Source organism: Butyrivibrio sp. AC2005 (assembly GCF_000424145.1).
Taxonomy (GTDB): Bacteria; Bacillota; Clostridia; order Lachnospirales; family Lachnospiraceae; genus Butyrivibrio.
In genome coordinates this window covers 92,606-119,152 of the sequence record NZ_KE384139.1, presented here as the reverse complement: position 1 = coordinate 119,152, position 26,547 = coordinate 92,606, and the positions used below count along the sequence as shown (strand labels likewise).

Annotated in this window: 23 protein-coding genes and 1 pseudogene; 22 read left to right on the top strand and 2 right to left on the bottom strand. The window is 40.9% G+C overall.

Translation table 11 applies throughout. The features are described 5' to 3' along the window. Positions 1-170 (top strand): annotated as a pseudogene (locus G602_RS32135) (IS5/IS1182 family transposase); the annotation flags it as partial. 310 nt (positions 171-480) lie between these two features. On the opposite strand, the gene G602_RS0122860 reads toward G602_RS32135, so the two are convergent. Beyond that, a complete protein-coding gene (locus tag G602_RS0122860; RefSeq protein WP_026661115.1) occupies positions 481-1,281 on the bottom strand; it encodes a hypothetical protein in 801 nt (266 codons plus the stop codon). A 250-nt stretch (positions 1,282-1,531) separates the two neighbouring features. Here G602_RS0122860 and G602_RS0122855 point away from each other — a divergent pair, with 250 nt between their 5' ends. The 8 genes from G602_RS0122855 (at position 1,532) to G602_RS0122820 (ending at position 8,758) form a co-directional block, all read left to right on the top strand. Further along, on the top strand, positions 1,532-2,083 hold the full coding sequence (locus G602_RS0122855) for a TetR/AcrR family transcriptional regulator (RefSeq protein ID WP_026661114.1): 552 nt from the start codon (positions 1,532-1,534) through the stop codon (positions 2,081-2,083). A gap of 20 nt (positions 2,084-2,103) precedes the next feature. After that, entirely contained in the window at positions 2,104-3,375 is a 1,272-nt protein-coding gene (locus G602_RS0122850) for an NAD(P)/FAD-dependent oxidoreductase (protein WP_026661112.1), read from the top strand. 13 nt (positions 3,376-3,388) lie between these two features. Then, positions 3,389-4,051, top strand: coding sequence for a (d)CMP kinase (gene cmk, locus G602_RS0122845; RefSeq protein ID WP_026661111.1), 663 nt, complete (start codon positions 3,389-3,391; stop codon positions 4,049-4,051). 189 nt (positions 4,052-4,240) lie between these two features. Further along, positions 4,241-5,095 (top strand): 4-hydroxy-3-methylbut-2-enyl diphosphate reductase, encoded by an 855-nt coding sequence (gene ispH, locus G602_RS0122840; protein ID WP_026661110.1) that lies wholly within the window; start codon positions 4,241-4,243, stop codon positions 5,093-5,095. Next, the gene (gene rpsA / locus G602_RS0122835; RefSeq protein ID WP_026661109.1) at positions 5,076-6,209 is read left to right on the top strand and encodes a 30S ribosomal protein S1; all 1,134 of its coding nucleotides are present in this window, start codon (positions 5,076-5,078) and stop codon (positions 6,207-6,209) included. Before ispH ends, rpsA begins: the two co-directional genes overlap by 20 nt. Positions 6,210-6,447: 238 nt before the next feature. Beyond that, positions 6,448-7,227 (top strand): CheR family methyltransferase, encoded by a 780-nt coding sequence (locus G602_RS0122830; RefSeq protein WP_026661108.1) that lies wholly within the window; start codon positions 6,448-6,450, stop codon positions 7,225-7,227. A 14-nt stretch (positions 7,228-7,241) separates the two neighbouring features. After that, positions 7,242-8,222: a phage tail tip lysozyme gene (locus tag G602_RS29575; RefSeq protein ID WP_026661107.1), complete on the top strand. Its 981-nt coding sequence runs from the start codon at positions 7,242-7,244 to the stop codon at positions 8,220-8,222. Positions 8,223-8,272: 50 nt separating this feature from the next. Then, positions 8,273-8,758, top strand: coding sequence for a hypothetical protein (locus G602_RS0122820; RefSeq protein ID WP_026661106.1), 486 nt, complete (start codon positions 8,273-8,275; stop codon positions 8,756-8,758). A gap of 175 nt (positions 8,759-8,933) precedes the next feature. On the opposite strand, the gene G602_RS0122815 is transcribed toward G602_RS0122820, so the two are convergent. Further along, positions 8,934-9,209, bottom strand: a complete 276-nt coding sequence (locus tag G602_RS0122815) for a hypothetical protein (protein WP_026661105.1) — start codon at positions 9,207-9,209, stop codon at positions 8,934-8,936. A gap of 267 nt (positions 9,210-9,476) precedes the next feature. On the opposite strand from G602_RS0122815, the gene G602_RS28145 reads away from it, so the two are divergent. The 13 genes from G602_RS28145 (at position 9,477) to G602_RS0122750 (ending at position 26,498) form a co-directional block, all read left to right on the top strand. Continuing rightward, positions 9,477-9,935, top strand: a complete 459-nt coding sequence (locus G602_RS28145) for a CAP domain-containing protein (protein ID WP_049945435.1) — start codon at positions 9,477-9,479, stop codon at positions 9,933-9,935. A gap of 196 nt (positions 9,936-10,131) precedes the next feature. After that, the gene (locus G602_RS0122805) at positions 10,132-11,454 is read left to right on the top strand and encodes a glycoside hydrolase family 27 protein (RefSeq protein WP_026661104.1); all 1,323 of its coding nucleotides are present in this window, start codon (positions 10,132-10,134) and stop codon (positions 11,452-11,454) included. Positions 11,455-11,476: 22 nt separating this feature from the next. Next, entirely contained in the window at positions 11,477-13,159 is a 1,683-nt protein-coding gene (locus G602_RS0122800) for a DUF3502 domain-containing protein (protein ID WP_026661102.1), read from the top strand. A 135-nt stretch (positions 13,160-13,294) separates the two neighbouring features. Beyond that, complete coding sequence (locus G602_RS0122795) at positions 13,295-14,437, top strand: glucose-1-phosphate adenylyltransferase (protein WP_026661101.1); 1,143 nt, start codon at positions 13,295-13,297, stop codon at positions 14,435-14,437. Beyond that, a complete protein-coding gene (glgD, locus tag G602_RS0122790) occupies positions 14,437-15,555 on the top strand; it encodes a glucose-1-phosphate adenylyltransferase subunit GlgD (RefSeq protein ID WP_026661100.1) in 1,119 nt (372 codons plus the stop codon). Before G602_RS0122795 ends, glgD begins: the two co-directional genes overlap by 1 nt. A 97-nt stretch (positions 15,556-15,652) precedes the next feature. Further along, positions 15,653-17,074, top strand: a complete 1,422-nt coding sequence (locus G602_RS0122785) for an amidophosphoribosyltransferase (protein WP_026661099.1) — start codon at positions 15,653-15,655, stop codon at positions 17,072-17,074. A gap of 198 nt (positions 17,075-17,272) precedes the next feature. Next, positions 17,273-17,551 (top strand): HU family DNA-binding protein, encoded by a 279-nt coding sequence (locus tag G602_RS0122780; protein ID WP_022761419.1) that lies wholly within the window; start codon positions 17,273-17,275, stop codon positions 17,549-17,551. 225 nt (positions 17,552-17,776) lie between these two features. Beyond that, the gene (locus G602_RS0122775; protein ID WP_026661098.1) at positions 17,777-20,446 is read left to right on the top strand and encodes an HD domain-containing protein; all 2,670 of its coding nucleotides are present in this window, start codon (positions 17,777-17,779) and stop codon (positions 20,444-20,446) included. 87 nt (positions 20,447-20,533) lie between these two features. Beyond that, the gene (locus tag G602_RS0122770) at positions 20,534-21,721 is read left to right on the top strand and encodes an SGNH/GDSL hydrolase family protein (RefSeq protein ID WP_026661097.1); all 1,188 of its coding nucleotides are present in this window, start codon (positions 20,534-20,536) and stop codon (positions 21,719-21,721) included. A gap of 839 nt (positions 21,722-22,560) precedes the next feature. Beyond that, positions 22,561-24,132, top strand: coding sequence for a hypothetical protein (locus G602_RS0122765; protein WP_026661096.1), 1,572 nt, complete (start codon positions 22,561-22,563; stop codon positions 24,130-24,132). A 146-nt stretch (positions 24,133-24,278) separates the two neighbouring features. Then, the gene (locus G602_RS0122760) at positions 24,279-24,560 is read left to right on the top strand and encodes a hypothetical protein (RefSeq protein WP_026661095.1); all 282 of its coding nucleotides are present in this window, start codon (positions 24,279-24,281) and stop codon (positions 24,558-24,560) included. Between the two features lie 23 nt (positions 24,561-24,583). Further along, positions 24,584-24,871 carry a hypothetical protein gene (locus G602_RS0122755; RefSeq protein ID WP_026661094.1) on the top strand — a complete coding sequence of 96 codons (288 nt, stop codon included), beginning with the start codon at positions 24,584-24,586 and terminating at the stop codon, positions 24,869-24,871. Between the two features lie 25 nt (positions 24,872-24,896). Next, positions 24,897-26,498, top strand: coding sequence for a helicase HerA-like domain-containing protein (locus G602_RS0122750; protein WP_026661092.1), 1,602 nt, complete (start codon positions 24,897-24,899; stop codon positions 26,496-26,498). The last annotated feature ends 49 nt before the right edge of the window (positions 26,499-26,547 follow it).

Here is a 26,547-nt window from a genome sequence, read left to right as displayed (position 1 = left end):
CAAATGTAAAAGAAGACATGAACTTCAGAAGATATTTGTATAAGGGGACGAAGAATGTTCTTGCACAAAGCGTGTTGCTTGCAATCGGATTCGATATCAATAAACTGCATCACAAGATCATGGCCGGCCGAACAGGAACTCATCTTTTTGAGCTAAAGAAAACGGCATAATTTTTGATCCTTAAAAATCAAACTCCTGTATCTGATCCGAAGATATCTTCGGACTATTAAGTTACTCTAAAAATATGAGATATGAGCAGAAAGCAGATATAAGTACCGATTTTTAGGCCTGAAAAAGGGCCATCGCCCAGATGATTTAATCATCTAATGCGACAGCCCCTTTTTTATATATTAGGAAATTCCTCCGGATTTCCTAATATATAAAAAAACGCTCCGCTATGGATGCGCACTCGCGCGTATGGTATTTGTTGCATAAATGCAACCGCGCTCGGCGCGAGCATGTTGCAAGCAACATGCTTTTTCATAATTCAGCTGCATCCAGCATCGCCATTCTTTGCTCTGCCTTCAGGTTATCATTTGCTTCTTCGGAGAAAGCTTCATCTATTGCGTTTGCGCTGATATCAGCTTCGCGCTCTTTCTCCATGGCTCTTACAATTCCTTCGTTAAAAACTTTTTCATTCCGGGTGTTATTTGCTTCTTCAGAATTTCTTTCTTCTCTTCGCGACATCTGATGATCATAATCATATCTTGAAATGTCACCATTTACATACATCTGCTGGAGCTGTGCATCTGAATAGGAATCCATATTCCGGGCTGAATTCTTGGATTCATTGTTATTTTGTACAGGTGAATTCTTTTTTGCAGCTGTATTATTTTGTGTATGAACATCCTCCTTTTTCTGGATAGTGTTCTTGGCAGAAAGATTATCCTGAGTTTTCTTTAGCTGCTCGGCCCGATTCATGCTTTCCTTCATTTTTTCAGCAGGAGATGGCTTGTCTTCCTGTGATGCTTTGATTTCGTCCATGAGCTTTTTGGTTGCAGAAGGACCATCATTATCTTTGGGCTTATCCGGTATCTTTTTCACCTCGCCCAGTTCTTCGCTTTCTTTTAACATATCCTTGCTTGTCTTACTTGCCTGAGCGGTATCGCCATCCTTAGATTTTGCAATCACATCTTCAAGGACCTCTTTGATATGTTCCTTCCTTGAGGAGTCTTCCGCATTTTGCTCTTTTAGATGCTCGGCTGCCTGGACTTTATCGGGCATCTGGGGCGCTATTCGTTCGGTAGTGTTGCCTATCATAGAAACATTTAAATCTGACATGGTAAACCTCCAGTCTCCCCATATCCCCGCACAAACGGGTCATAATGACCTATAGTGATTATATCATAAAATAAATAGTCTGACAATAGATTGAATATTCAGAAAATAACTTTCCGAAAATTCGTTCATTGCTGATTTTTTATTTCAAATAAAATCATACTTAAATCCTTGTTGACATGGGCATGGCAACACACTAAAATAATAACACATGATACGATAAAACTTATTCTAAATAACGGAGGATTCTATTATGTCCAGAAAAGCCACTATTACACAGGAAGAGATTGTAAATGCGGCATTTAAAATTACTAAGAAAGAAGGCTTCGATAAGATAACATCAAGAAGACTTGCTGCGGCTGCAGGTTGTTCTACACAGCCTATTTTCAGAATTTATGACAATATGGACGAACTTAAGAAGGATGTGGTTGCCAAGGCAGTTGCTTTCTTTGAGGATTTTTCAAAGGGAATGGAAACTAAGCATGAGACACCCTTCGTTGATCTGGGGCTTAGTTATATTACTTTTGCCCAGAAGCATCCTAATCTGTTTAAGTTATTATTCGTATCAGAGGCTAACGAAGGTGCCAGCATGTATGATGTTGTTAACGGCTCTGAGGAAAATGTTGTACGTGAGGTTTCCAAGGCCAAGGATCAGGGTGTTCCTGATGCTGAACAGCTTTTCATGAAGATGTGGATTTTTATTCATGGCGCCGGATGTATGGCTGTTACAGGTGATTATGATCTTGAAGAGGCTGATTCTGTTAACATGTTGGAATCGGCATATGAAGCGTTCAGGCTTTCATAAGGATGGAGTTATTTTAGTTTATGAAGCAGGTTGCTGTAATTGGCTGCGGTGCAGCCGGAATGATGGCGGCTATTTCCGCAAGCCTAAGCGGAGCAGCCGTCACTATTTTTGAAAAAAATGAAAAGCCCGGAAAAAAGATATATATAACCGGCAAGGGCAGATGTAATGTGACAAATGCCTGTGATATCTCGGAGTACTTTGACAAAATACCGCATGGTTCAAAATTCCTGTACAGTGCGCTGTATGGTTATGACAACACACAGGTCATGAACCTTTTTGAGGAAAATGGATGCAGGCTTAAGACAGAACGCGGAGACAGAGTTTTTCCCGTGTCCGACCACTCATCTGACATAATAAGTACACTTGTAAGGATATTAAAAAAACTAAAGGTTGATATCAGATATCAGGATGAAGTGCGCTGGATTCAGGTTACCGATTATGGACATGTAAAAGCAGTTGTTTCAGAGGATTCAGGAATAACTGAGTTTGACGCTGTAATTATTTGCACAGGTGGATTGTCGTACCCTTCCACGGGATCAACCGGAGACGGTTTGAAATTCGCAAGGGAATTGGGACACAAGGTTACAAAAACCACGCCATCACTGGTACCTTTTGAGGTGGCACAGAACTGGTGCAAGGAGCTTCAGGGACTGGCACTTAAGAATGTTACCATTAAGCTTGAGCAGATTCCCGCTTCCGGTCCCGCAAAGAAAAAGAAATACGTATATGATGGTTTTGGAGAGATGCTGTTCACTCATTTTGGTGTTAGCGGACCGCTGATACTTACATCCAGCTGTTATTATGAAGAGGCGGATAAAAAGGGTGAAAAGTATTCATATGTGATTCACCTTGATCTAAAGCCGGCTCTTACAGAGGAACAGCTTGATAAGAGAATCCAGAGAGAGTTTGAGAATGCAAAGAACAGACAGTTTAAAAACAGTCTGAATGCACTTTTTCCTTCAAAGATGATACCCGTTATGGTTGAGTTATCGGGGATTGATCCGGAAAAACAGGTAAATGCCATAACCAAGAAGGAGAGACTTGAGTTTGTAAGCCTGATTAAAAATCTTAAAATGGATGTTACGGGGCTTAGGGGCTTTCCGGAGGCCATAATAACGAGGGGTGGAGTTGCCACAAGTGACATAAATCCATCCACGATGGAATCTAAAAAGATTAAAGGGCTGTATTTTGCAGGAGAAGTAATTGATGTGGATGCTCAGACCGGAGGGTTCAATCTGCAGATAGCATGGTCAACCGGGCATCTCGCCGGTGAGAGTGCAGCAAACGATTAAAAAGGAGAAACAAATGGGAAGCAGTATAGCTATAGACGGACCTGCAGGGGCAGGAAAGAGCACAATCGCAAAAATCGTATCTAAGAAACTTGGTTTTATTTACATCGACACAGGCGCAATGTACCGCGCAATGGCAGTGCATATGATAAGCAAGGGCGTCGATGCAAGTGACGCCGATCAGATTGAGAGTAATATTGACAGCGCAGACATTTCAATCGGACATGAAAACGGAGAGCAGGTTGTTTACTTAAACGGTGAGAATGTAAACTCCAGGCTCAGAACGGAAGAGGTCAGCGCTATGGCTTCGAAGACCAGTGCCAATGCCAAGGTAAGAGAGAAGCTTGTGGAGCTGCAGCAGAAAATGGCTAAGACCACAAATGTTGTTATGGATGGCAGAGACATTGGAACCGTAGTTTTACCTGATTCCGAACTTAAGATATACCTCACTGCAGGAACAAGAGTCCGCGCTGAGAGAAGATACAAGGAACTAATTGAAAAGGGTGAAAACTGCAATATCGATGAAATCGAGGCAGACATTAAGGAGCGTGACCACAGAGACATGACAAGGGAAAATTCCCCGCTTAAGAAGGCAGATGACGCTGTGGAAATCGATTCATCCTATATGACTATCGAGGAAGTTGCAGATAAAATAATCTCCTTATATAACGAAAAGTAGAGCCCTCATCCGGCACTACGTGCCACCTTCCCCCAGAGGGGGAAGGCATATTTAGATTTTTCAAAGGAAAGATAATAATGCCTTCCCCTTGGGGGGCGCTCAACGTCCGGGGGACGTTGGTATAGCGCGGACCGAAGCGGAGCGTAGACAGATGCCCGAAGGGCGGATGAGGGGAAAGGACTCGGACACATGGAAGTTATACTTGCTGAACACGCAGGCTTCTGCTTTGGTGTAACCAGGGCAGTGGATGTTGTTTACGATCAGATAAAAAAGAATACAGATAAGAAAATCTATACCTACGGACCAATCATTCATAATGAGACCGTGGTTGCGGATTTGGAAAAACAGGGCGTTAGTGTGATTGAAGGTGAGGATGAACTCAAAAATCTTACCGAAGGAATTCTCATCATAAGATCTCACGGAATCAGAAAAGAAATTTATGAAATTATGAAGGAGAGAGGAATCGAATATATCGATGCTACCTGTCCTTTTGTAAAGCGAATTCACAACATAGTTGAAAAGGAGAGCGCCGAAGGTAAGACAATAGTTGTTGTCGGCAGCGCAAAGCATCCTGAAGTTGACGGAATTGTGAGCTATGCCTCGGGACCTGTTTATGTTGTGGAAACGCCTGAAGAAGCCACAAAATTGGGCATTCCGGAGGGAACTGACATATGTATAGTTTCCCAAACAACATTTAACACAAATAAATTTCAAGAAACCGTTGATAAATTTTCTGATTCGCGCTACAATGTTACTGTTGTGAACACTATTTGTAGTGCAACTGAAGAAAGGCAGACGGAAGCAGAACGTATTGCCGGTCAGGTTGATGCTATGATAGTGATAGGCGGAGCGCACAGTTCTAATTCACGGAAACTGTATGAGATATGCAGTAAGAAATGTGCAAATACATATTTTATTCAGACACTGGATGACTTGCATTTAGAACTTCCTAAAGCGGTTAAACTAGTGGGAATAACCGCCGGGGCGTCCACCCCAAAGAACATTATCGAGGAGGTTCAGAATCATGTCAGAACAATCTTTTGAACAAATGCTCAATGAGTCGTTCAAAACAATTCATACGGGGGAGGTCGTTGAAGGCACTGTTATATCTGTCAAGCCTGATGAGATTATTCTTAACATTGGCTACAAGTCAGATGGTGTACTTACAAAGAACGAGTACAGCAATGATAACAGTATCGATCTGACTCAGGTAGTTAAGGAAGGTGACACAATGGATGTCAAAGTCCTTAAGACCAACGACGCAGACGGTCAGGTTATCCTGTCATATAAGCGCCTTGCCCTCGACAGAGGTAATAAGCGCATTGAAGAAGCTTATAACAATCAGGAAGTACTTACAGCTAAGGTTGTACAGGTACTTGATGGTGGACTTACAGTAGTTGTTGATGAAGTTCGTATCTTCATCCCTGCAAGTCTTGTATCAGATACTTATGAGAAGGATCTTTCCAAGTACGAAGGACAGGAGATCCAGTTCGTAGTAACTGAGTATAATCCTAAGAGAAGAAGATACATCGGTAACCGCAAGATGCTTATCACTGCTGAGAAGGCTGAGCAGGCTAAGAAGCTCTTTGAGACAATCGGTGTAGGCGATATCGTTGAAGGTACAGTTAAGAACGTTACAGATTTTGGTGCGTTCATTGACCTCGGCGGAGCAGACGGACTCCTTCACATCTCAGAGATGTCATGGGGACGTGTTGAGAATCCTAAGAAGACCTTCAAGGTTGGCGATACTGTTAAGGTTCAGATCAAGGGCATCGACGGCAGCAAGATTGCTCTTTCAAGAAAGTTTGATGATGAGAATCCTTGGAAGGATGCAGATTCAAAGTATGCTGTTGGTAATGAAGTAACCGGTAAGGTTGCAAGAATGACTGACTTTGGTGCATTCATTGAACTTGAGCCCGGCATTGATGCACTTCTTCATGTTTCTCAGATCGCAAGAGAGCACATTGAGAAGCCTTCAGATGTACTTAGCATTGGTCAGGAAGTTACAGCAAGAATCGTTGACTTCAACGAAGCAGATCGTAAGATCAGCCTTAGCATTAAGGCTCTTACAGCTCCCGAGAAGGATGAGAACGAGGAGAGCGGTGACGTTGTATCAGTAGATATCGAGAAAGCTATCGCTGAGCAGGACGCTGAGTAATCTTTTACTAAATAATCCAGACTGCCGCATGTTTATTCTGCGGCAGTCTTTATTTATGTGTAAAGCAGAGTCATGCAGCTACATAATTATTTTTGCTCGCTTTACACCGTACTATTACATAAACTTAATTAAGTTTATGTTTATTTTATTTTACATACACTAGACGGTTCGTTATACTTAAATCATAGCAGTTACTGTGTGTTATTCTACGAGATTACTTTAAGAGGGGGTCTTGGAAATGGCAGTTGATTATGAATGGTTTAAGGGCGAAGTCTACAAGCTAACAAAGATTGATCTGAACGCTTACAAGGAAAAACAGATGAAGCGCAGGATTGATACGCTGATAGGTAAGACAGAATGTAAGGGTTATGATCAGTATATGGATCTTATAAAGAAGGATCAGACTGCTCGCGAAACCTTTATTACATATCTTACAATCAATGTGTCTGAATTTTTTAGAAATATTGATCAGTGGAATCTTATGGATAAAAATATGGTTCCCGAGCTTATCAAAAAGTTCGGAAAGAACCTGAAGATATGGAGTGCAGCATGCTCTACAGGTGATGAGCCGTACACCATAGTTATGCTTCTTTCAAATCATGTGCCGCTTAACCAGATAAATATTATGGCTTGGGATATCGATACTGTCGCCCTTGCAAAGGCAAGAGCCGGTGTTTATGATGCAAAGGAAGTGTCAGGTGTTCCTGCTGACCTTAAGAAGAAGTTTCTTACCCAGGAAGGCGACAAGTGGCGTGTAAGTGATGACGTCAAGAAACGTGTAAACTTTAAACAGGCAGATCTTTTAAGAGAACCTTATCCGAAGGATTATCATCTTATCGTTTGCAGAAATGTGCTTATATATTTCACTGAGGAAGCAAAGGATGAGATTTTCAGAAAATATTATGATTCACTTGCTCCCGGTGGTGTGCTTTTCATCGGAAGTACAGAGCAGATCATAAATTATAAGGAGATCGGCTTCATAAGAAAGAGCTCGTTCTATTACGAGAAACCAATGTAAAAAGGAGAGGAAGTATGAAAAAAGGGGAAAATATTTGGGGACGAATAATACTTGGAATAGTGTTTATAATCGGATGCAGTCTTTTAACGCCACAATGTGGCGTTAAGGCTGCTTCTTTGAATGGGAAAAATAATGAGGAAAAGATATTCAATTTCCTCCAGCAGGAGATGCATTTTAACAATGCTGCCAGTGCAGGAGTTCTGGCTAATATAGAGAAGGAGTCATCTTTCAATACCGGGGCAATAAGTGATGGCGGTACAAGCTATGGCATATGTCAGTGGCATGCATCGAGAATGTCAAGACTTAGAGCCTGGTGCGATGATCATGGATATGACTGGTCTGACCTTGAAGGACAGCTCAATTATCTTGAATATGAGCTCAATACTTATTATCCCAATACACTTTCCATGGTAAAGGGTGTAAAGAACTCAAAAAAAGGTGCCTATAATGCCGGTTACAACTGGTGTTATCATTTTGAGATTCCTTCCGACAGGGAAACAAAATCGGTTGAGAGAGGCGAACTTGCCAGAGACAAGTACTGGCCTAAATATAAGGAGGCATCGAACAAGCTTAAAAAGGGAAAGACCTACGTTACGGATGCCGGAATTTTTAAGGCAACAGGGGACTATGAGGTTGCTTTTAAGGCAATGGTAAATCCTGAAGCTACATCGCTCAATATTCCGAATAAAATAGAGATTGGAGATGTTACAGCTAAAGTAACAGCCATAGCAGTAAGAGCTTGCAAAAGTAATGATAAGCTGGAATCGGTTACAATCGGAGCAAATGTAGTAAGTATTGGAAAAAGTGCTTTTTATGGATGCAGCAATCTCAGTGAGGTAACTATTAAATCCAAAAAGATAAAGAATTTCAAAAAAGGATGCTTTAAGAAAATAAAGGAAGATGCTGTATTCTATGTAAAAGGAACGGTAAAAAAGGACTATACTGCCAAGCTTAAAAAGGTAGCACCTTCTGACATATCGGTTGAGAAGTATTGATTATCTTTGTTGGTATTAAATGAGTTTTGTTTTTATGAGGCGGGGCTTATATGGGACATGACAAGATTTATTTGGTTTATTCACTTATGATATTTCTTGTAGGGATGGGCTTTTTCATTGTAGGAGAGTTTAACAGACCACCAAAGCCTGAACTGAAGGATCCAAACATGATAGGACATGAAAATGACGGCGCAGGAGAAGGAGAGGGTACAGAACCGGGGGTTGCTGAGATTTCCGGAGAGGATATTCAGATGCCTGTTCCCGAGCCGGAGGAACCTTCCATAGAGAACATTGCCTTTGAAAATGAAAATGAAGGCGGCGCGGAAGGAGAGGAAGGTGCTGAAAACGGAGAGCCTGAGGAAGAAGAGGAACCGGAGGTACCTATCTATGACGGACATGAAGAAGAGAGAATCGAACTCATAAAAGAGAACTATGTCATTCAGGAAGCCTATGATAGTGCACGAACAACAACCTTCATAGGCTTTGCATTCTGGGCGATGTCGCTGGTGTGTGCTGTGTTATATTTTAGGTCTTGATAAGCGGACGCCCGCCGGTATATGTATATTCGATTTCGCGCTCGTTAGCAGTGCTATAATCGCTTGAAATCAAATATACATATACCGGCGGGCTGTTTGTATTATGAGCGAAATAAAAGTGCTTCCACTTATAACTATACGAAGTGAGAAGCACTTTTGTTATTCAAGAAGATGATTAGTGAATAGATGCTGATTTCATTGTGGGTAGAAAGGTGATTTCATAAACACTTTCCATAATCTTGCGAAGTTCGTTCATCATGGACTGACAGGCGCTGTTTTCGTCTGTAAATCTCATAAGTCCGATTTTTTCTTTATGATCAAAAAAGTATACTTCCCAGATGCCATCTTTCTTTGTCAGGCATACTCTGCCATCACGTCTTTTTCCGATTTTGTAGAGCTTGGATGGAACAAGATGCTCTTTTAAAAAATGTTTTAGTTCTTTTGCTGTCATACCTGCCTCCAATCAATTACTAATATACAAGTGATACAAAACACTCTTGCATGTAGTATTTAAAACTACATATACGATACCACAAAACTACATACCCTTCAAGAAAATTACAGTTCATTTTTTGGAGAATATTTACATGGATTTTATAAAGTTTTGAGAATTATGTTCGATAATATATTTATACATCTTTGTTGGACATCTGTTGGACTATGACTGATATAGTCTATAGTAAATTGCGAAAGCATTTTTGTTGAGGGGGAAATGAATATGAGTAAGAAGATTAGCAGACTGGTTCTATCATATCTATGTTCATGCTTTGCATTCATGGTTTTTATTACAACCAGCATAACGGTCCAGGCAAAAACAGTTAATACAACAGAGGTGGTATCTTATATGAACGAGCTCAGAAAGGAGCTTGGGCTTCCTGCCTTCACTGTCTCTGATTCTCTGAATCAATCAGCCGCTATAAGAGCAAAAGAATTAAAGACCAGATTTGCACATACACGTCCTGACGGAACTGCATGGTATACAGTAGGCGGCGGTGTAAATGGCGAGAATCTTGCAAGAGCAGACAGGGATGGAGAAAAAGAGGCTATAAACATCATTGCAGCCTGGTATTTAAGTCCCGGTCATAAAGCGAATCTTCTTAGCGGTTCGACTCAGATCGGAATTTCAAGCTACGAAGATGAGAACGGAATTGCATACATAGCCTGCGAATTTAACTGAAACAACAGTTTTTATACAAAAGATGTAGAAGATAACATTTTTAATGGCTGGAGCAAGATTTGACTTGCTTTAGCCGTTTATTTATGAAAATATAATAACTGTTCACGTGATTATGTGACATAATTAATCTATATATTATTATACTTTCGGCCGATTGAAGAACAGGTTGACACTTTTAGTTAAAGGGAGAAAAGGTATGAGAAAGAACGATTTTGTGAAAAGAGCCCCAATGGGGTGGAACAGTTATGACTACTATGATACTAAGGTTACGGAGGCTCAGATTAAGTCCAACACTGATTTTATGTCCAATTACCTTAAGGAATTCGGCTACGAATACATAGTAGTGGATATTGAGTGGTATTCAAATGATGCAGGAAGCCGCCGACAGGATTATCAGTACATTCCATTCGGGGATGATGAGATGGATGAATTCGGAAGACTTCAGCCTTCGCCCGGCAGATTTCCTTCATCAGCTAATGGCAGCGGTTTTAAGAAACTTGCCGATTATGTACACTCGAAAGGACTGAAATTCGGAATACATATTATGAGGGGGATTCCCAGACAGGCTGCACATGACAGGTGCAAGATACATGGAAGCGAGTATACTGCTGACATGGCGGCAGATGCATGGTCAATTTGCGGATGGAACCCTGATATGTACGGTGTTCGCAATAACGAAGCAGGACAGGCATATTACGATGATCTCATTCAGATGTATGCGGATTGGGGCGTTGACTTTATTAAATGTGATGATATCTGTGATAGCTTCCTATATCCGGATGGAGGAAGAATCAGATTTAGCGGTTACGAGGAAACGCAGATGATCCACAGGGCTATAGAGAAATGCGGAAGAAGTATTGTGCTTTCACTTTCTCCCGGACCTGCTCACGTGGACAGAGCATTTTTCTATGAGGAAAATGCAAATATGTGGCGTATTACCGATGATTTCTGGGATGATTGGAGACTCCTTAAGGAGATGTTCTACAGATGTGAATCCTGGAATAAGAGAACCTCTAAAGGCAATTATCCTGATTGCGATATGCTTCCCATAGGATGGGTAGGCTATGGCTTTGGAAATGAGAGAAGATCAAACTTTACACCCGATGAACTTCGCACAATGATGAGCCTTTGGTGTATGTTTGGATCACCGCTTATGATAGGCGGAGAGCTTACCAAAATGACTTCAGAGGATTTGCAATTCCTTATAAATAAAGAGCTGCTGCGTCTTATGGATGGTCAGCATTACGGTGAGCAGCTTCGTAGAACAGATGATGAGGCAATATGGAAAAACAGTGATGAGAAAAAGACGGAATGCTATATTGCCATGTTCAATACCGGTGAAGAAGAAAGAGAAATCAGCATAGCTGTTGAAGATATTTCTGAAATCAGAATTCTTCGAAAATCAACAAGTATTACAGATGTATGGGAAGCAAGCACCTCTGATTTTTCTTTCGAAGATAACAAGACGCTGAAGGCGATGATACCTCCACATGGAGTTAAGGTTTACAGGATTGGCTGATAAAAGGTCAAGGGGCGTGCCTATGAGAAAAAAGGTACTGGCAACAATACTAACTTTTATTATGATAGCGCAAGGAGCAGGCTGTGGCGGACCTGCCCATTCAAATGAAGCGAATCAAAATCCCCGGGGTGAGGAAGGCTTCGTTGCTTCGGAGGAAGTTCTTAATGCTTCCGAGATTGCAATAGCGCCTGAAGAAGAGGAAAAATTTGATACTTCACAGGCAGATATTTCAGAGCATGTTGTCATTACCTATCTTACAATTGGGGACAGACCTGAGGGAAAAGCTGCAGAGAGACTTCGTGAAACTATTACATCCCTAAATGAGATATTGGGAGATAAACTGAATGCGGAGCTAAGCATTGACTTTGTTCCGTGGGATAATTTCCTCGTGAACTATAATGAGAAGGTTTTACTTGCGGATGGCAGTGTTGATCTTGTAGGCGCTTCCACTGACTGGCTTGATGGCTGGAGCTGTGTTAAAAAAGGTGCATTTCTTCCGCTTTCGGAAGGTATGCTGAAAAAATATGCTCCCAAAACCTATGAAACGGTTCCTCAGGAACACTGGGATATGTGTAAGTATAATGACAAGATTTATTTTATCCCTGAAGATAACTATACCCAGTGGACTAACCATGGCTTTATTTATCGCCTTGACTTTGCAAGGGAAGCAGGACTCGATGAGGGTGTGACCAGTTGGGAGGATCTGACTGAATACTTTTCATATGTAAAGGCTAATCATCCTGAATTAAAATACATCTGGGATGCTGATGGCTCACGCTATAATGATCTTACCCAGGGGTGGATAACCTCGCATTCTGACTATGTTGCAATTGATGGACTGGGCAGTGAAAAGCTCTGGTGTGGCACTATGGATGACCCATATACAATACGTGTTCCCGTTATGGAAGATACTGACATGTTCGTAGAATATGCCACTTTAATGAAAAAATGGGACAGCATGGGGGTATGGCCTTCGAATGTCATGACAAATACTGATACCGATAACAGACAGGAATACCGCAAGGGTCTTGTGGCAGTAGAACAGCATCACTCTCAGACTTTTGCAAATCTTTGCTCAGATAATGAGGAAAATCTGATATATAAGGACAACCCTGATGCTGAGTCCGGTTTCTTCTATTTTGGACAGGAAAACGGGAATATTGTTTCAGCAACGATTACTCATGGTGCAATGGCAATATCAGCAGGGTCAAAAAATCCTGAAAGAGCACTTATGGTTTATGACATGCTGAGAAATGATGAGGAATGCTACAGACTTATTTGTTATGGAATAGAGGGAATCTCATACATCATCAATGAGGAAGGTTTAAGAGTAAAACCTGAAGGCTTTAACCCTGAAACAGATAGCATATATGATATGACTAATTTCTGGTGGGGCAGAAATGATGACCTTGAGATACGCGATGCAGAAACCAATTGGGATACTGTCGATGAACTATACACACTCTATGAAAAGAAAAAGTATGATTATCCGTACGGGCAATTTGTACCTGATGAGACTGAACTGGAAACAAAGATTCAGAAGTGCAATGACATATACGGAAACTATATGAAACAGATTTCGTTTGGAAAATATAACGGAACAGCAGAGAGCGTTATTGAGGAGATGCAGAAAGAGCTGGCGCTGGAGGGTATTGATGATGTTACGGCGGCAATTCAAGAGCAGATAGATGCACTCTATAAATAATAACGGGTTTTTTACAAAAAAAGCAGATGGCTTTCGGTGAAAATTCCCCTAAATGCTGTATTTTTTCTTGAAAATATTGTGCATAACGCTTAATATTATAATATCTATAAAATATGAAAAAAGAGGGGGTTAAATATGGCTCAAACAAACATGCTAGCTATGATTCTTGCCGGCGGTAGAGGCAGTAGATTACACGAGCTTACAAATAAGGTTGCTAAACCGGCTGTCGCTTATGGCGGTAAGTATAGAATTATAGATTTTCCGCTGAGTAACTGTGCAAACAGTGGAATAGATATCGTAGGAGTACTTACACAATATGAATCTGTTCTTCTGAACAGCTATGTGGCTGCCGGCGGACGCTGGGGACTTGATACAAAGGACAGTGGTGTCTTCGTATTAACGCCCAGAGAAAAAGCTGATTCCGGTCTTGATGTTTATCGTGGAACAGCTGATGCCATTTCTCAGAACATCGATTTTATCGATGCTTACGATCCGGAGTATTTGCTTGTTCTTTCCGGAGATCACATTTACAAAATGAATTATGATAAGATGCTCAGATTCCATAAAGAGCATAAGGCAGATGCTACTATAGCTGTAAGAGGTGTTCCTAAGAAGGAAGCAAGCCGCTTTGGTATTATGAATACAGATAAGAGCGGACGTATTATAGAATTTGAGGAAAAACCTGCAAAGCCTAAGAGTAATCTTGCTTCAATGGGTATCTATATATTTAACTGGAAGACTATGCGCAAGATGCTCATAGAGGATATGAAGAATCCTGATTCCAGCCATGATTTTGGTAAGGATTTTATTCCGGTAATGCTTAATGAGGGGAAGGGACTTTATGCCTATGAATTCTCCGGCTACTGGAAGGATGTGGGAACAATCGATTCTCTTTGGGAAGCCAATATGGATCTTCTTGATAGTGAGAATGAGCTTAATCTTAACGATACCTCCTGGAAGATTTATACAGAGGATGTCGGTATGACACCTGCGTATATTGCAGATTGTGCAAAGATTGACAGAGCCTATATTAATCAGGGTTCAGCTATCGGAGGAGAGGTTAAAAACTCGGTTATCTTTGCAGGTGCCAAGGTTGGTCCCGGAGCGAAGGTTGTTGACTCTGTTCTTATGCCCGGAGTAGCGGTACTTGAAGGCGCCAAAGTTACCAGAGCCCTTGTGGCAGAGGGGGTACGCATAGGTAAAAATGCTGTTGTCGGAAGCCAGGACAGTGAAGAAATCCTCCTTGTTGCAAAAAATGTAAAGGGGGATGATAAATAATGGCAAATAAAGCATTTGGCGTGATCAATTCCGCCGCAAATTATATTCGTGTTGAAGGTCTTCATGATTACAGACCTATCGGAGCTTTTTCATTTCTTGGAAGATTCAGGGTTATTGATTTCCCTATCTCCAATATGAGCAACAGTGGTTTTGACAAGATTCAGGTATGCTTAAACAGCAGACCCAGATCTATAGTGGAGCATATCGGATCCGGACGCCATTACAACATCAACTCCAAACGCGGCGCTATTCAGATGTTCTTTACACAGAACAATGGTGCCAGCTCAATTTACAATACTGATATCAATGCTTATATTGAAAATATTGAGCAGATTGAGCGTATGTCACAGGAATATGTTGTGATCGCACCGAGCTATATGATTTACAAACAGGACTATCAGGCACTTCTTGATGCTCATGTAGAATCCGGAACAGATATAACACTGCTTTATCACAAGGTTGATCAGGCAAAGGAATACTACAGAGCATGTAATGTGGTAACGCTTAACAAACAGAAGGGCGTTGAATCTCTTGAGAGAAACATGGGTACTGCCAAAGAAAAGAATATAAGCATGGATACCTATGTTATGAAGAAGGAGATATTTATTGATCTCATCAAGAAGTCCAGAAAAGAATCCTCAGCATATTCACTTGCTGATATGATTGCAATATCCTGTAAGGATCTTGATGTAAGAGGATTTCAGCACAAAGGCTTCTTTGCAGCGATAACAAGTCTTGATGATTATTACAGAGCAAATATGGAACTTCTTAATTATGCCACAGCTATGGAGTTCTTCAGACCTGAGTGGCCTATTTACACCAAGACTACCGATGCCTGCCCGACACAGTATTTCCGTGGCTCCAAGGTCACTAACTCAATGATATGTAACGCAGGCCTCATCGAGGGTACAGTAGAAAATTCCATCATCGGACGAAATGTTCACATAGGAAAAGGCGCAGTGGTTAAAAACTCCATTGTCCTTGCCTACAACAACATCGGAGATGGCGTTTATATCGAGAATGCGGTAATCGATAAGTGGGCTGATATCAGACATGTGAAGAAAATTGTATCTGATTCCGTCACACCTGCTTATGTAAAGCGTAACGATATACTTTAATGATGCCTTCCCAAAAAATTACCACACATGGTGCCTCCAATATGTTATCATGTAGAACGTATAGTTCATATGATAATCATTTTTCAGGGAGGTTTCCATGGGTGGTTTTTTTGGCGTAGCATCGCGTGACAGCGCAGTTTTCGATCTGTTTTACGGAACAGACTACCATTCTCATCTCGGCACTCGCCGTGCGGGCCTTGCAGTCTATGACAGAAAAAAAGGCTTTGATCGTTCCATACACAACATAGAGAGGTCATATTTCAGACCTAAATTTGAAGAGGACATGCTAAGGATGGAAGGACATCTTGGTATTGGCTGTATTTCTGATTTTGAGCCACAGCCGCTAATCGTTCGTTCTCATCACGGCACCTACGCTATTACAACAGTAGGTAAGATCAACAATATTGAAGAGATTACAAATAAGCTCTTTGCTGACAACAGATCTCATTTCCTTGAGATGAGCGGAGGAGATATTAACCCTACAGAGCTGGTGGCTTCCATTATTAACCAGAAGGTTACTATTGTGGAAGGAATACGCTACGCTCAGGAAATAATAAAGGGTTCCATGACCCTGCTTCTCATGACACCTGAGGGGATTTATGCAGCAAGAGACCGATACGGAAGGACTCCTGTTCAGATAGGCCATAAGGATGAGGGATACTGCGTATGCTTTGAGAGCTTTTCTTATCTGAACCTTGGCTATGATCCCTACAAGGAACTGGGACCGGGGGAGATAGCATTCATAACGCCTGAGAGCGTTGAGATAGTTGCTCCTGCCTTTGATGACATGCGAATCTGTACATTCCTGTGGATTTATTATGGATTCCCAGCATCCTGTTACGAAGGACTTAATGTTGAAAATATGAGATATGGCTGTGGCAGGAAGCTTGCCCAGCGTGACATGCAAAGAGGCCTCCATCCCGATCTTGTAGCGGGAGTTCCGGATTCCGGTGTTGCTCATGCCATCGGCTATTCCAACGCATCGGGAATTCCATATTCAAGACCCTTTGTAAAATATACACCAACCTGGCCCAGATCATTTATGCCAACAGTTCAGTCAAGGCGTGATCTGATAGCCAAGATGAAGCTTATTCCGGTTAATCAGCTTATCAATAATCAGAGCCTTCTTCTTATTGATGACTCAATCGTACGCGGAACACAGCTTCGTGAGACCACAGAATTTTTATATAAGAGCGGAGCAAAAGAGGTACATATAAGACCTGCATGTCCGCCGCTTATCTATGGATGTAAATACCTCAATTTCTCCAGATCCAATTCGGAGATGGAGCTTATTACAAGACGTGTAATAGAAAAGCTTGAGGGCTATCCGAAGCCGGGAGAGGAGACTGTAAAAAAATACACAGATCCTGACTCACCGCAGTATGAAGCTATGCTTGAAGAAATAAGGAAGGAGCTTAACTTTACTTCGCTTCATTACCACAGACTGGACGATATGGTTGAGGCGATTCCTATGGAACCTTGCAAACTCTGTACTTATTGCTGGAGTGGTCGTGAATAACCGCCTATCACCTTGATTTGTAACTTTCAATATCTGATTTTCACAAGAATAATCAGATTTTTTTGATACATATCACCAAAAAAGGCTTAAATACGGAAAATTTCGACATTATTTGACAAAAAAGGCTTGTTTTTCGGCATTTCGGGTGCTAGTATAGTCAATGTAGTTAAATTTTCTTATTATTGGAGGAAAAATAATATGAACAAGACAGAATTAGTAGAAGCAATCGCAAAGGAGACAGGTCTTTCCAAGAAGGATTCTGAGAAGGCTGTAAAGGCTTTTGTTGATGTTGTTTCAAAGCAGCTTAAGAAAAAGGATAAGGTTCAGCTTGTTGGCTTTGGTACATTCGAGACCACAAAGAGAGCAGCAAGAACAGGTAAGAACCCTCAGACAGGCGAGAGCATCAAGATTCCCGCTTCTGTAGCTCCTAAGTTCAAGGCTGGTAAGGCACTTAAGGATCTTGTTAATAAGAAATAATTTTTCACGAAATAAGAGACCGGTAGTCATATGGCTACCGGTTTTTCAATTAATTATAAAATAGTTGCTCATAGTTTTTTTATACGAAATTTAGAAAATCCATCATTTCTAATATGATAAATTGTAAATGGATTTTTATGAGTATTAGGCTCTTTTTAGTGTGTTGAAATAAAGCCTTCCCTTTTTTGTGGAAGGTTGAGCGAGGCGCCGGATGAGGGGGATTCTATGAGTGGCAAATCTAAAACACCGGGTGATCTTTTATCAAGACTGTTCTTCAGTATGCTTCCGGTTCAAATTCTTATTTTCGCCATGGGATCTATAAATTCCATAGTTGATGGTGCTATGGCAGGAAGATTCATAGATGCATCGACGGTTGGAGTTATAGGATTATTCTTTCCTGTAATTCAGATAATTCTGGCGTTATCCTCTGTCATTTTAGGTGGTTCTACAGTGCTTTGCGGCATATATATGGGCAAGGGTAATCTGGAAGATACCAAAGGAATCTTTTCACTTAATATTACCGTTTGCATTATAATTGGTGTTGCTTTTTCCGGGTTATGTCTTTTAATTCCTTCGCAGTTAGCGACTTTCCTCGGTGCCAATGATTCACTTAAACAAAGCCTCTCTACATATATAGTCGGTTATTCCTTTGGAATAATTCCCATGCTTCTTTCACAGCAGTTGGCATCATTTCTGCAGATGGAGAGGCAAAATAGCAGGGGATATGTAGGTATAGCCGGAATGATAATCTCTAATGTAGTGCTGGATGTTCTTCTAGTTGCAGTTTTTAAGCTTGGAGTCTGGGGACTTGCCCTTGCTACAACCATAAGTAACTTTGTCTATTTCATTATTCTTGTGCCGTATTATTTTACTTCCAAGGCACAGCTAACTTACAACATTAAAAATGTCTTATGGAGCGATCTGATAAAGCTGATTGGTATTGGTGTTCCCGGGGCACTTCTTGTTTTCTGCCTTTCTGTACGTAATGTTATTTTGAACAGAATTTTGCTTACATATGCAGGAAATGACGGACTTTCTGCACAGGCTTCATTTAGTATGGTATCGGGTATTTTTCTTGCCTTTTGTCTGGGGAACGGTTCCATTGTTCGAATGCTTGTAAGTGTCTTCGTAGGTGAAGAGGACAAGGACTCAATGAAGAAGATAATTAAAATTGCTATGACAAAGGGACTGGGTCTTTCGGTCATTGTTGCAGCTATTATCGTTCTTGCTTCGCCATTTATTACAAGTATTTTTTTCAGTGATAAGAATTCAAATGTATATCATCTTACCTATCAGCTATTTGTCATTTATGCTTTTTGTATACCTCTTATTCTTATGTGTCAGGTTGCGACCAATTACCTGCAGGCAACAGGGCATTTCCTTTTCGTGAATATCCAGTCGGTATTTGACGGATTTTTCTCCATGCTTATTCCTGCAGTTATTCTTGCCCCGGTTATGGGAGCTTTAGGTGTGTGGCTTGCCAATCCCATAGGAATTATATTGACGCTTCTTACAGTTCCTCTATATTCCATAATATATTGGAAGCGCTTACCGCGAAACATGGATGAGGTGCTGTTCATAAAGCCTGACTTTGGTGCGGCTCCTGAGGATTCACTTGATCTTCCGATACGTGATATGAACGACGTTGCTGATTCTTCAGAGAAGGTTCAGCAGTTCTGCGAGAAACATGGCATAGGAAAAAAGGCAGCGATGTACTCTGCGCTTAGTCTTGAGGAGATGGCAGGAAATGTTGTAAGGCATGGCTTTTCTGCCGATAATAAAAAGCATGCCTTGAATATCAAGACTATTTACAAGAGGGGAGATATTCTTCTTAGGATTAAGGATGATTGTATGCCTTTTGACCCCGTAGAGATGGCAGAGCTTTTAACGGCAAATGAAGAGACTAATAATATCGGAATCAGGATGGTTCAGAAAATTGCAAGCGATGTCAACTATCAGAATCTATTGGGGTTAAATGTCCTTACTATCGAGATTAAAGAAGACAATCTTGCTTCTCTGGAGTCAAACGATTTTCTTCTTGAAAAGACATTGCTAAAGATGGATAAGGATTTGCATAGCAGATTTAAGGATTTGGTATTAGTTATGCAAAATGTTCTGTCAAGGTACAAAGCCATTTTTCCGGAGTACACAGATCATACTGAGCTGCATAGTCTTACGGTGATAGATGCCTGCAACCGCATTATTGGTGAAAAGCAGATAGAGAAGCTTAATGCTGATGAAATCTATATTCTTTTGGCAGCATGCTATCTTCATGATGTTGGAATGGGAATAAGTGATAAGGACTATGAAGAATTCAGTAAAAAAATGGGTGCAGATTATTATTTTGAGGAGCATCCAAATGATACGAAGGCTGATTTTGTGAGAAAGTATCATCATGAATTTAGTGCGCTTTATATAGAAAAATATGCTGATTTGTATGATATTCCATCTCCTGAACATGTGCATGCCATTAAGCAGATAGCGCGAGGCCACAGGAAGACAGATCTCTTTGATGAGAGGGAATATCCGGCCGATTATAAACTTCCTAACGGAAATACTGTGTGTCTTCCCTACCTTGCAGCTGTAATTCGTATAGCTGATGAGATAGACGTAGTTGCAAGCCGCAATCCGATGATACTTTATGATATCAGTATTCTTACCGATGAAATTGAGATTGAAGAAAACAAAAAGCTATTTGCTGTTAAATCCATGAAGATGACAGAGGACACCTTCCTCCTTCTTGCAGAAGAAAAGGATGAATCGATTATAACTGAGCTTGAGAAGATGGTAACCGATATGCAGGAAAAACTCGATTACTGCAGAGATGTGGTGGAAAAGCGTACTCAGTTTAAACTTTCACAGAAAAGGATTCTGCTTAATGTGATCAGAAGGTAAGGGGACAATAAAAATTCACATTTTTAGATGGATAGTAGTGTTATTATATATGAATGTATGAAAAAAACATTTGGGAGAAAAAATACTATGAAAAAAAGACTACTTACGGCTATCACTGTAGCTTGTCTCATAATGGCGGGATGCAGTGATGGTAATAACACTGCTACTACCAATACTACACCGGCTTCATATGAGACTATGGATGCTGCTCCGGGGGAGTCGGCAAATGAATCAGTAGATACCGGCTCCGGTGCAGAGCCTTATGATAATGACAGCATGGCGGATGATTCAGGCTTAAGCTATGATGGACCATCGGGAGATAGTTCAAGTGATGCTTATGATTATGATCCTGACCCGGGAATGCCTTCTACGCCGAGTTATTCGCATGATACATCAAATGATGATTCATCTGATTTTGACTTCGACAGCAGCCCTTCAATTTCGAATACTGCAGGTGACTCGCAGCCGGATAGTTCATCAGAGGATGGTTTAACTGATACAGATAATGCTGATGGTTCTGATTCAGATACTGATGTACAGGATTCTGAGTCCGATACGGCAGATACAAAAGATAGCACTTCAACCGAATCCGACAATCAACAGGCAAATGAGCAGCAGACGAATGATCAGCAAGCAAATGACCAGCAGACGAATGATCAGCAAGCAAATGAGCAGCAGTCGAATGATAGCCAGACAAACGATCAACAGACAAATGATGACCAGACAAACAATCAGCAGGATGAAAATCAGTCAGGCAACGCAGGTTTGGGAAAAATCTTCTTTGTAGGTGATTCACGAACCGTTGATATGTTTGATGGAAATACTTCGGAAATATATGATTATAATGCCGGCGGAATAAGAGTTTTTGCAAGAGATGGCTGTCATTGTGCATACCTGACGGATGTACTTGGAAGCCATAGTATGGACGAATTTGATACGCTGGTTTCATGGCTTGGCTGCAATGATAACAATGATGCTGCATTATATGAGCAGGTTTATGAGAATCTTATCAGCCAGGGGAAGACAGTAATTGTCTGCACTGTTGGTCCCACAAGGGATGAATTCCTAAGTGGCGATTTTGACACCGCAAACTACCCCAATGAGAAGATGATAGCTTTTAACCGGAACATTACTGCATGGGCAGGCGCTCATGGTGTCAGGGTAATAGATCTGTATTCCTTTGTTCAGAACAATATAGAGATATCACCTGATGGAATCCATTATAATCCCAAGCCCACTACTGCTATATGGAACTATATAATCAGCTCACTGTAAGATGCTTCATGGCACAAATGTAAATTGATCATAGGTTTTTGAAAGAAAATATTGCACTGCAAAGTAGAGAAAAAGCAAAGCTCCTCGGTTTATTCTGAGGAGCTTTGCTTTTTCTTGAATATTATGACTTTTTTGTGGGTATTTATGCATTTTTGCGCAAGAGGTCTGTGCAAGAAGCCTGCTTTTTTGAAGGTGGGTACGTCAGCAAAAGTTTTTGAGAGAGAATTGGGCTAACGCAAAAATGTCTGTTATGCCAGGAGGCTGATTTGTTCGCAAATAGACGTAACTTATTCAGGTGATGTGTTCGTGCAATCCAAGATAATTCGGTCAATGGATGAGGAATAATGAATAATGGAATACCATCAAATTAGAGGATTATACCAATGAGATAATATCATGGGGAATAGACGTAAAATGCATAGAATAGTTTTTTTTCAACACTGCACATTTACGTCAATAATTAGCAAAATTTATATGCTGGAATAACAGCAAAATTTTTGCTTACGTCAAAATAAAGAATTGTTCGCGAGATGACTGAACTCATGCAGAGGCATAATTTCAGCAAGCTAAAGTGTATCAGTCTAAAAGCTCAATAAAGGATTTGTTGGTCTAACCCATAAATATTGAGTACGTCACTGCAAAAGAAATATGCAATATTGATTGAGATTAGAAGATAATTATAAGAATAGAGAAAGGATGGCTGCGAGCAAGCATGCAACCATGACAATTTAATAATTATTTTATATTAGGGTACCGAAGACAGGGTTAAAATCAATCGTGAAAACGATTATAATTATATGGAAAATGATGAAATCATTTAGGTTAAAGAGGGGAATCAAATGAAATCTAAAACATTGTCTTTAATTCTTGTATCTGCAATGATAGGCTGTTCACTTTCCGGCTGTGGTCAGGTTGCGGAAGGTAAAGAAAAGGAAGTATCTGTGCAAAGTAGCACGCTTGACGAAGTAGCGGAAGAAGCATCGGAAGAACCGGCGAAAAGTACTGGGACTGAATCTGTGGAAAACAGCACAGCTGATACTGAGAAAAATAGTGCCGCTAATTCTTCTGAAAATCTTTCTGAGGATGAGGCGGATGATTATAAAATATCTGAATCTTCATCCGAAAGTTCAGAAGTGGCAGAGGAAGTGTCTGAAAACGCTGAGGGTTCTTTAGAAATTGTCGAGGATAGTACAGCACTATCAGAGGCTGATGCTGGAGCACCAATATTACTTCTCCACAGGGTAAATAAAAATGAATGGAATGCGAAAAACATACCATACATAAAACATTATTACAGCTATCTTTCCCTTGAAAAAGAGTATGCAGCATCTCATAGTGCTCTTGCAGAAAGTCTGAATGAGGCAAGAGATGATATTGCGGCACATGAATATGATTCTTACACAATTTCCAAAGAAGAGGCACAGGAGAATGATGAGTATACCTTTGATAGCAGTTGGTATACTTACCTTAGAAGAGCTGACAGCAAGTACCTCAGTTTTGTCAACGAATGTACCAATGAAGGTTCCTTTGATTTTAATGGAGTGTCTTATATAGCACATTCATATTATGTGGATAGCGGAAAAGAAATTAAGCTGACCGATATTGTTGCTGATGAGGATGCTTTTTATGACCTTCTATCAGAAAAGGTTAAGAAGAATGTTGATGAAGTGATGACTGACTATATGGGAGAGACCTCAGATATTGATAAGGAAAAGGTAAAAGACATTATCAAAACCTGTATGGAATGTGTTGAATGCTCATGGACACTTGATCCCCAGGGAATAACCTTCTGGCTTGATTCATCTGTATTTTCTCCATTTGTTATTTCAAATACTGTATTCTTTTCAGAGGATACGGAAGGTAAGATTTTTAAGGAGGAGTTTGCAAAGGACGTTCCGGATGAATGGATAATGCAGATGCCGGAAGGAGATAATACTTACTTTGACGAAGACGATGACGGAGAAGAGAATACCATAAAAGCAGCGACCATATATGATTATAATCCGGAAATTGAAAACTATTATCTTGATGGATTTATGATCAGTTATGAAGATGACTATCAGAGGTACAAGGAGAATGAAGCAAGTGACTATTACTTTTTCCTTATCCATAAGGATCATAAGAATCTAATCCTTGATGCACATTATGAGTATGAAAATGCAGTAATGAATACTTACCTGCTTGAAAATGGCAAGATAAAAAAGGGTGATACGGCTCCTGCTGCGTTGGAATATTCCTGGGATGAGGCTGCGGATGATGAAGATAACGCTCCTTATTACATCCCCACAGGAACGGATGGCATACGAGTGCTTGTTGATGAGGATAATGAAGCACATGATGTGAAGCAGGATACACTCAGCGTTTTCATGGATGGTAAGCTTACGCTTGCCGGTGGCGGTGCAGAGGAATAACTTTGACTCTTCTGAAAAGACTCAGATATTTCAAATATAAAAAGAATATTATATCTTTTTATGTTTGTTGTTTTGAGCTGTAATTGTAGTTAAAATAGATGTAGATTTTCTATTTTGTATTTTCATGTGTCAGGAGGGGCATTTGAATGAACAAATTCTTTGAAAAGCTGAAAGACGATACAGAGTTCAGAAGCGAGTTAAGAGATTATCTTGCCGGTAAAACTGATGAGATGAATGAAATTATAAATGAGTACAACCATAGTCGTGACAAGCTTGTTATTGGGGCGATAAATGACTTTGCAAAGGAACATGGGATAGAGATATCTGACTCCGAAGAATCCAGAAAGAAATGCAGAGAAATATGTGATTCTGTTCATAAAAGCCAGGTTGGAGAGTATGAGAGTGCTTTGAAGATGCTGTTTTCGTAAATCATTTTTTCGGAGGTTTTTTCATGGATAATTTTTTTAAGAAATTAAAACAGGATCCTGATCTACGTGCAGATTTTGGTGCGAAGCTTCATTCTATTGATACAGAGGTAGCAAGTCTTACCGAAGAGCTTAATGATAAGAGGAATGCTCTGATTCTTGAAGGAATGGTTGAGTTTGCGGCCAACCATGGCTATGAGCTTAGTGCAGATGAGGTTAAACAGGCATATATTGATGAGTGCAGGAAGATAGATGCTGATTATAAGACCTATTACAAGGATTTTTTCATGGAAGGTGTTGTAGACGAATTCTGAAAATATAATTAGGAGGGTATGAAAAATGGTTAAAGAGGGAAAAGTGTGGGTTGCTACGGCTGATAATGGGGAGGCCCTAAGCCTTTTGCCTAAAATGGCAAACAGACACGGACTTATTGCCGGAGCTACCGGTTCAGGAAAAACAGTTACATTAAAAGTTCTTGCGGAATCCTTCTCAGATATGGGCGTTCCGGTTTTTCTTGCTGATGTAAAGGGTGACCTTGCTGGCATGATACAGGAAGGCTCAGGAATGGAGGAGAGGATAGAACGCTTTTCATTATCCGGGACAGGCTATGAATATAAAAAATATCCTGTAACTTTTTGGGATTTATTTGGAGAAAAGGGAATTCAGCTCAGAACAACTATCTCCGAGATGGGGCCCATTCTTCTTTCGCGCATTCTGGGACTTAACGATCTTCAAAGTGATATCCTTACAATTGCATTTAAGATAGCTGATGACAATGGATGGTTTCTGTTCGATACTAAGGACTTAAAGGCCCTTTTGAACGAGCTTTCTGAAAATAACAAGGACTATGCAGCTGATTACGGCAAAATGAGTCCCCAGTCTATCAGTGCTATTTTAAGAAGTGTGGTTTCTCTTGAAACACAGGGAGGCGAGGTTTTCTTTGGCGAGCCTGCGCTTAATCTCACGGACTGGTTTACTACTGATACAAACGGGCGCGGCATGATCAATATTCTTGATTCTGAGAGCCTTATCAATAATGGTGTTTTGTACTCAACCTTTCTGTTGTGGATGCTCTCGGAGCTATTCGAGACATTACCGGAAGTGGGAGATATGGAAAAGCCTAAGATGGTATTTTTCTTTGATGAGGCGCATCTTCTTTTCAAGGATACTTCCAAGGCACTTCTTGATAAAATTGAACAGGTGGTTAAGCTTATTCGCTCCAAGGGCGTGGGCGTTTACTTTGTGACTCAGAATCCAAGGGACATTCCGGACGGAGTGCTTGCGCAGCTTGGAAATAAGATTCAGCATGCTCTTCATGCCTACACACCTGCTGATCAGAAGGCAGTTAAGGCAGCATCTGATTCCTTTAGGGAGAATCCGGAATTTAAGACATATGATGCGATTATGGAGCTTGGAACAGGAGAAGCTGTTGTTTCCTTCCTTGATGAAAACGGAACTCCCGGCATCGTGCGCAGGGCTTTTATCCTTCCTCCTATGAGTAAGATTGGCGGAGTAGATGATGCAGCAAGAGATAATGCCATTAAGGGTAGTATCCTTTACAGTAAATACGCTAACTCAGTGGATTCTGATTCTGCCTATGAGATGCTTCAGCGGAAGGGAGTCCTTGATGCTGAGGAAGCTGCAAAGGCAAAGGCAGAAGCTGAAGCTGAGAAAGCCAGAATAAAGGAAGAAGCAGCTGCCAAAAAGGCAGAGGAGAGAGAAGCTGCCGCTAAGATAAGGGCTGAGGAACGTAAGAAACAGCAGGAAGAAGCTGCCAAGAAACGTGCAGCCAAGTCAGTAGCGTCCACAGTCAGCGGAACAGTTGGCCGAGAAGTCGGCAAGGCAGCAGGCAAGGGCTTTGGCAAGTTTGGAAAAACACTTGGCGGAAACATTGGCGCCAGCCTCGGTCGCGGCCTTATCGGGACGCTATTTAAACTGTGAAAACCCTGCTGAAGTCAAAATAAAAGCCTTCCCCTTGGGGGGAAGGTGG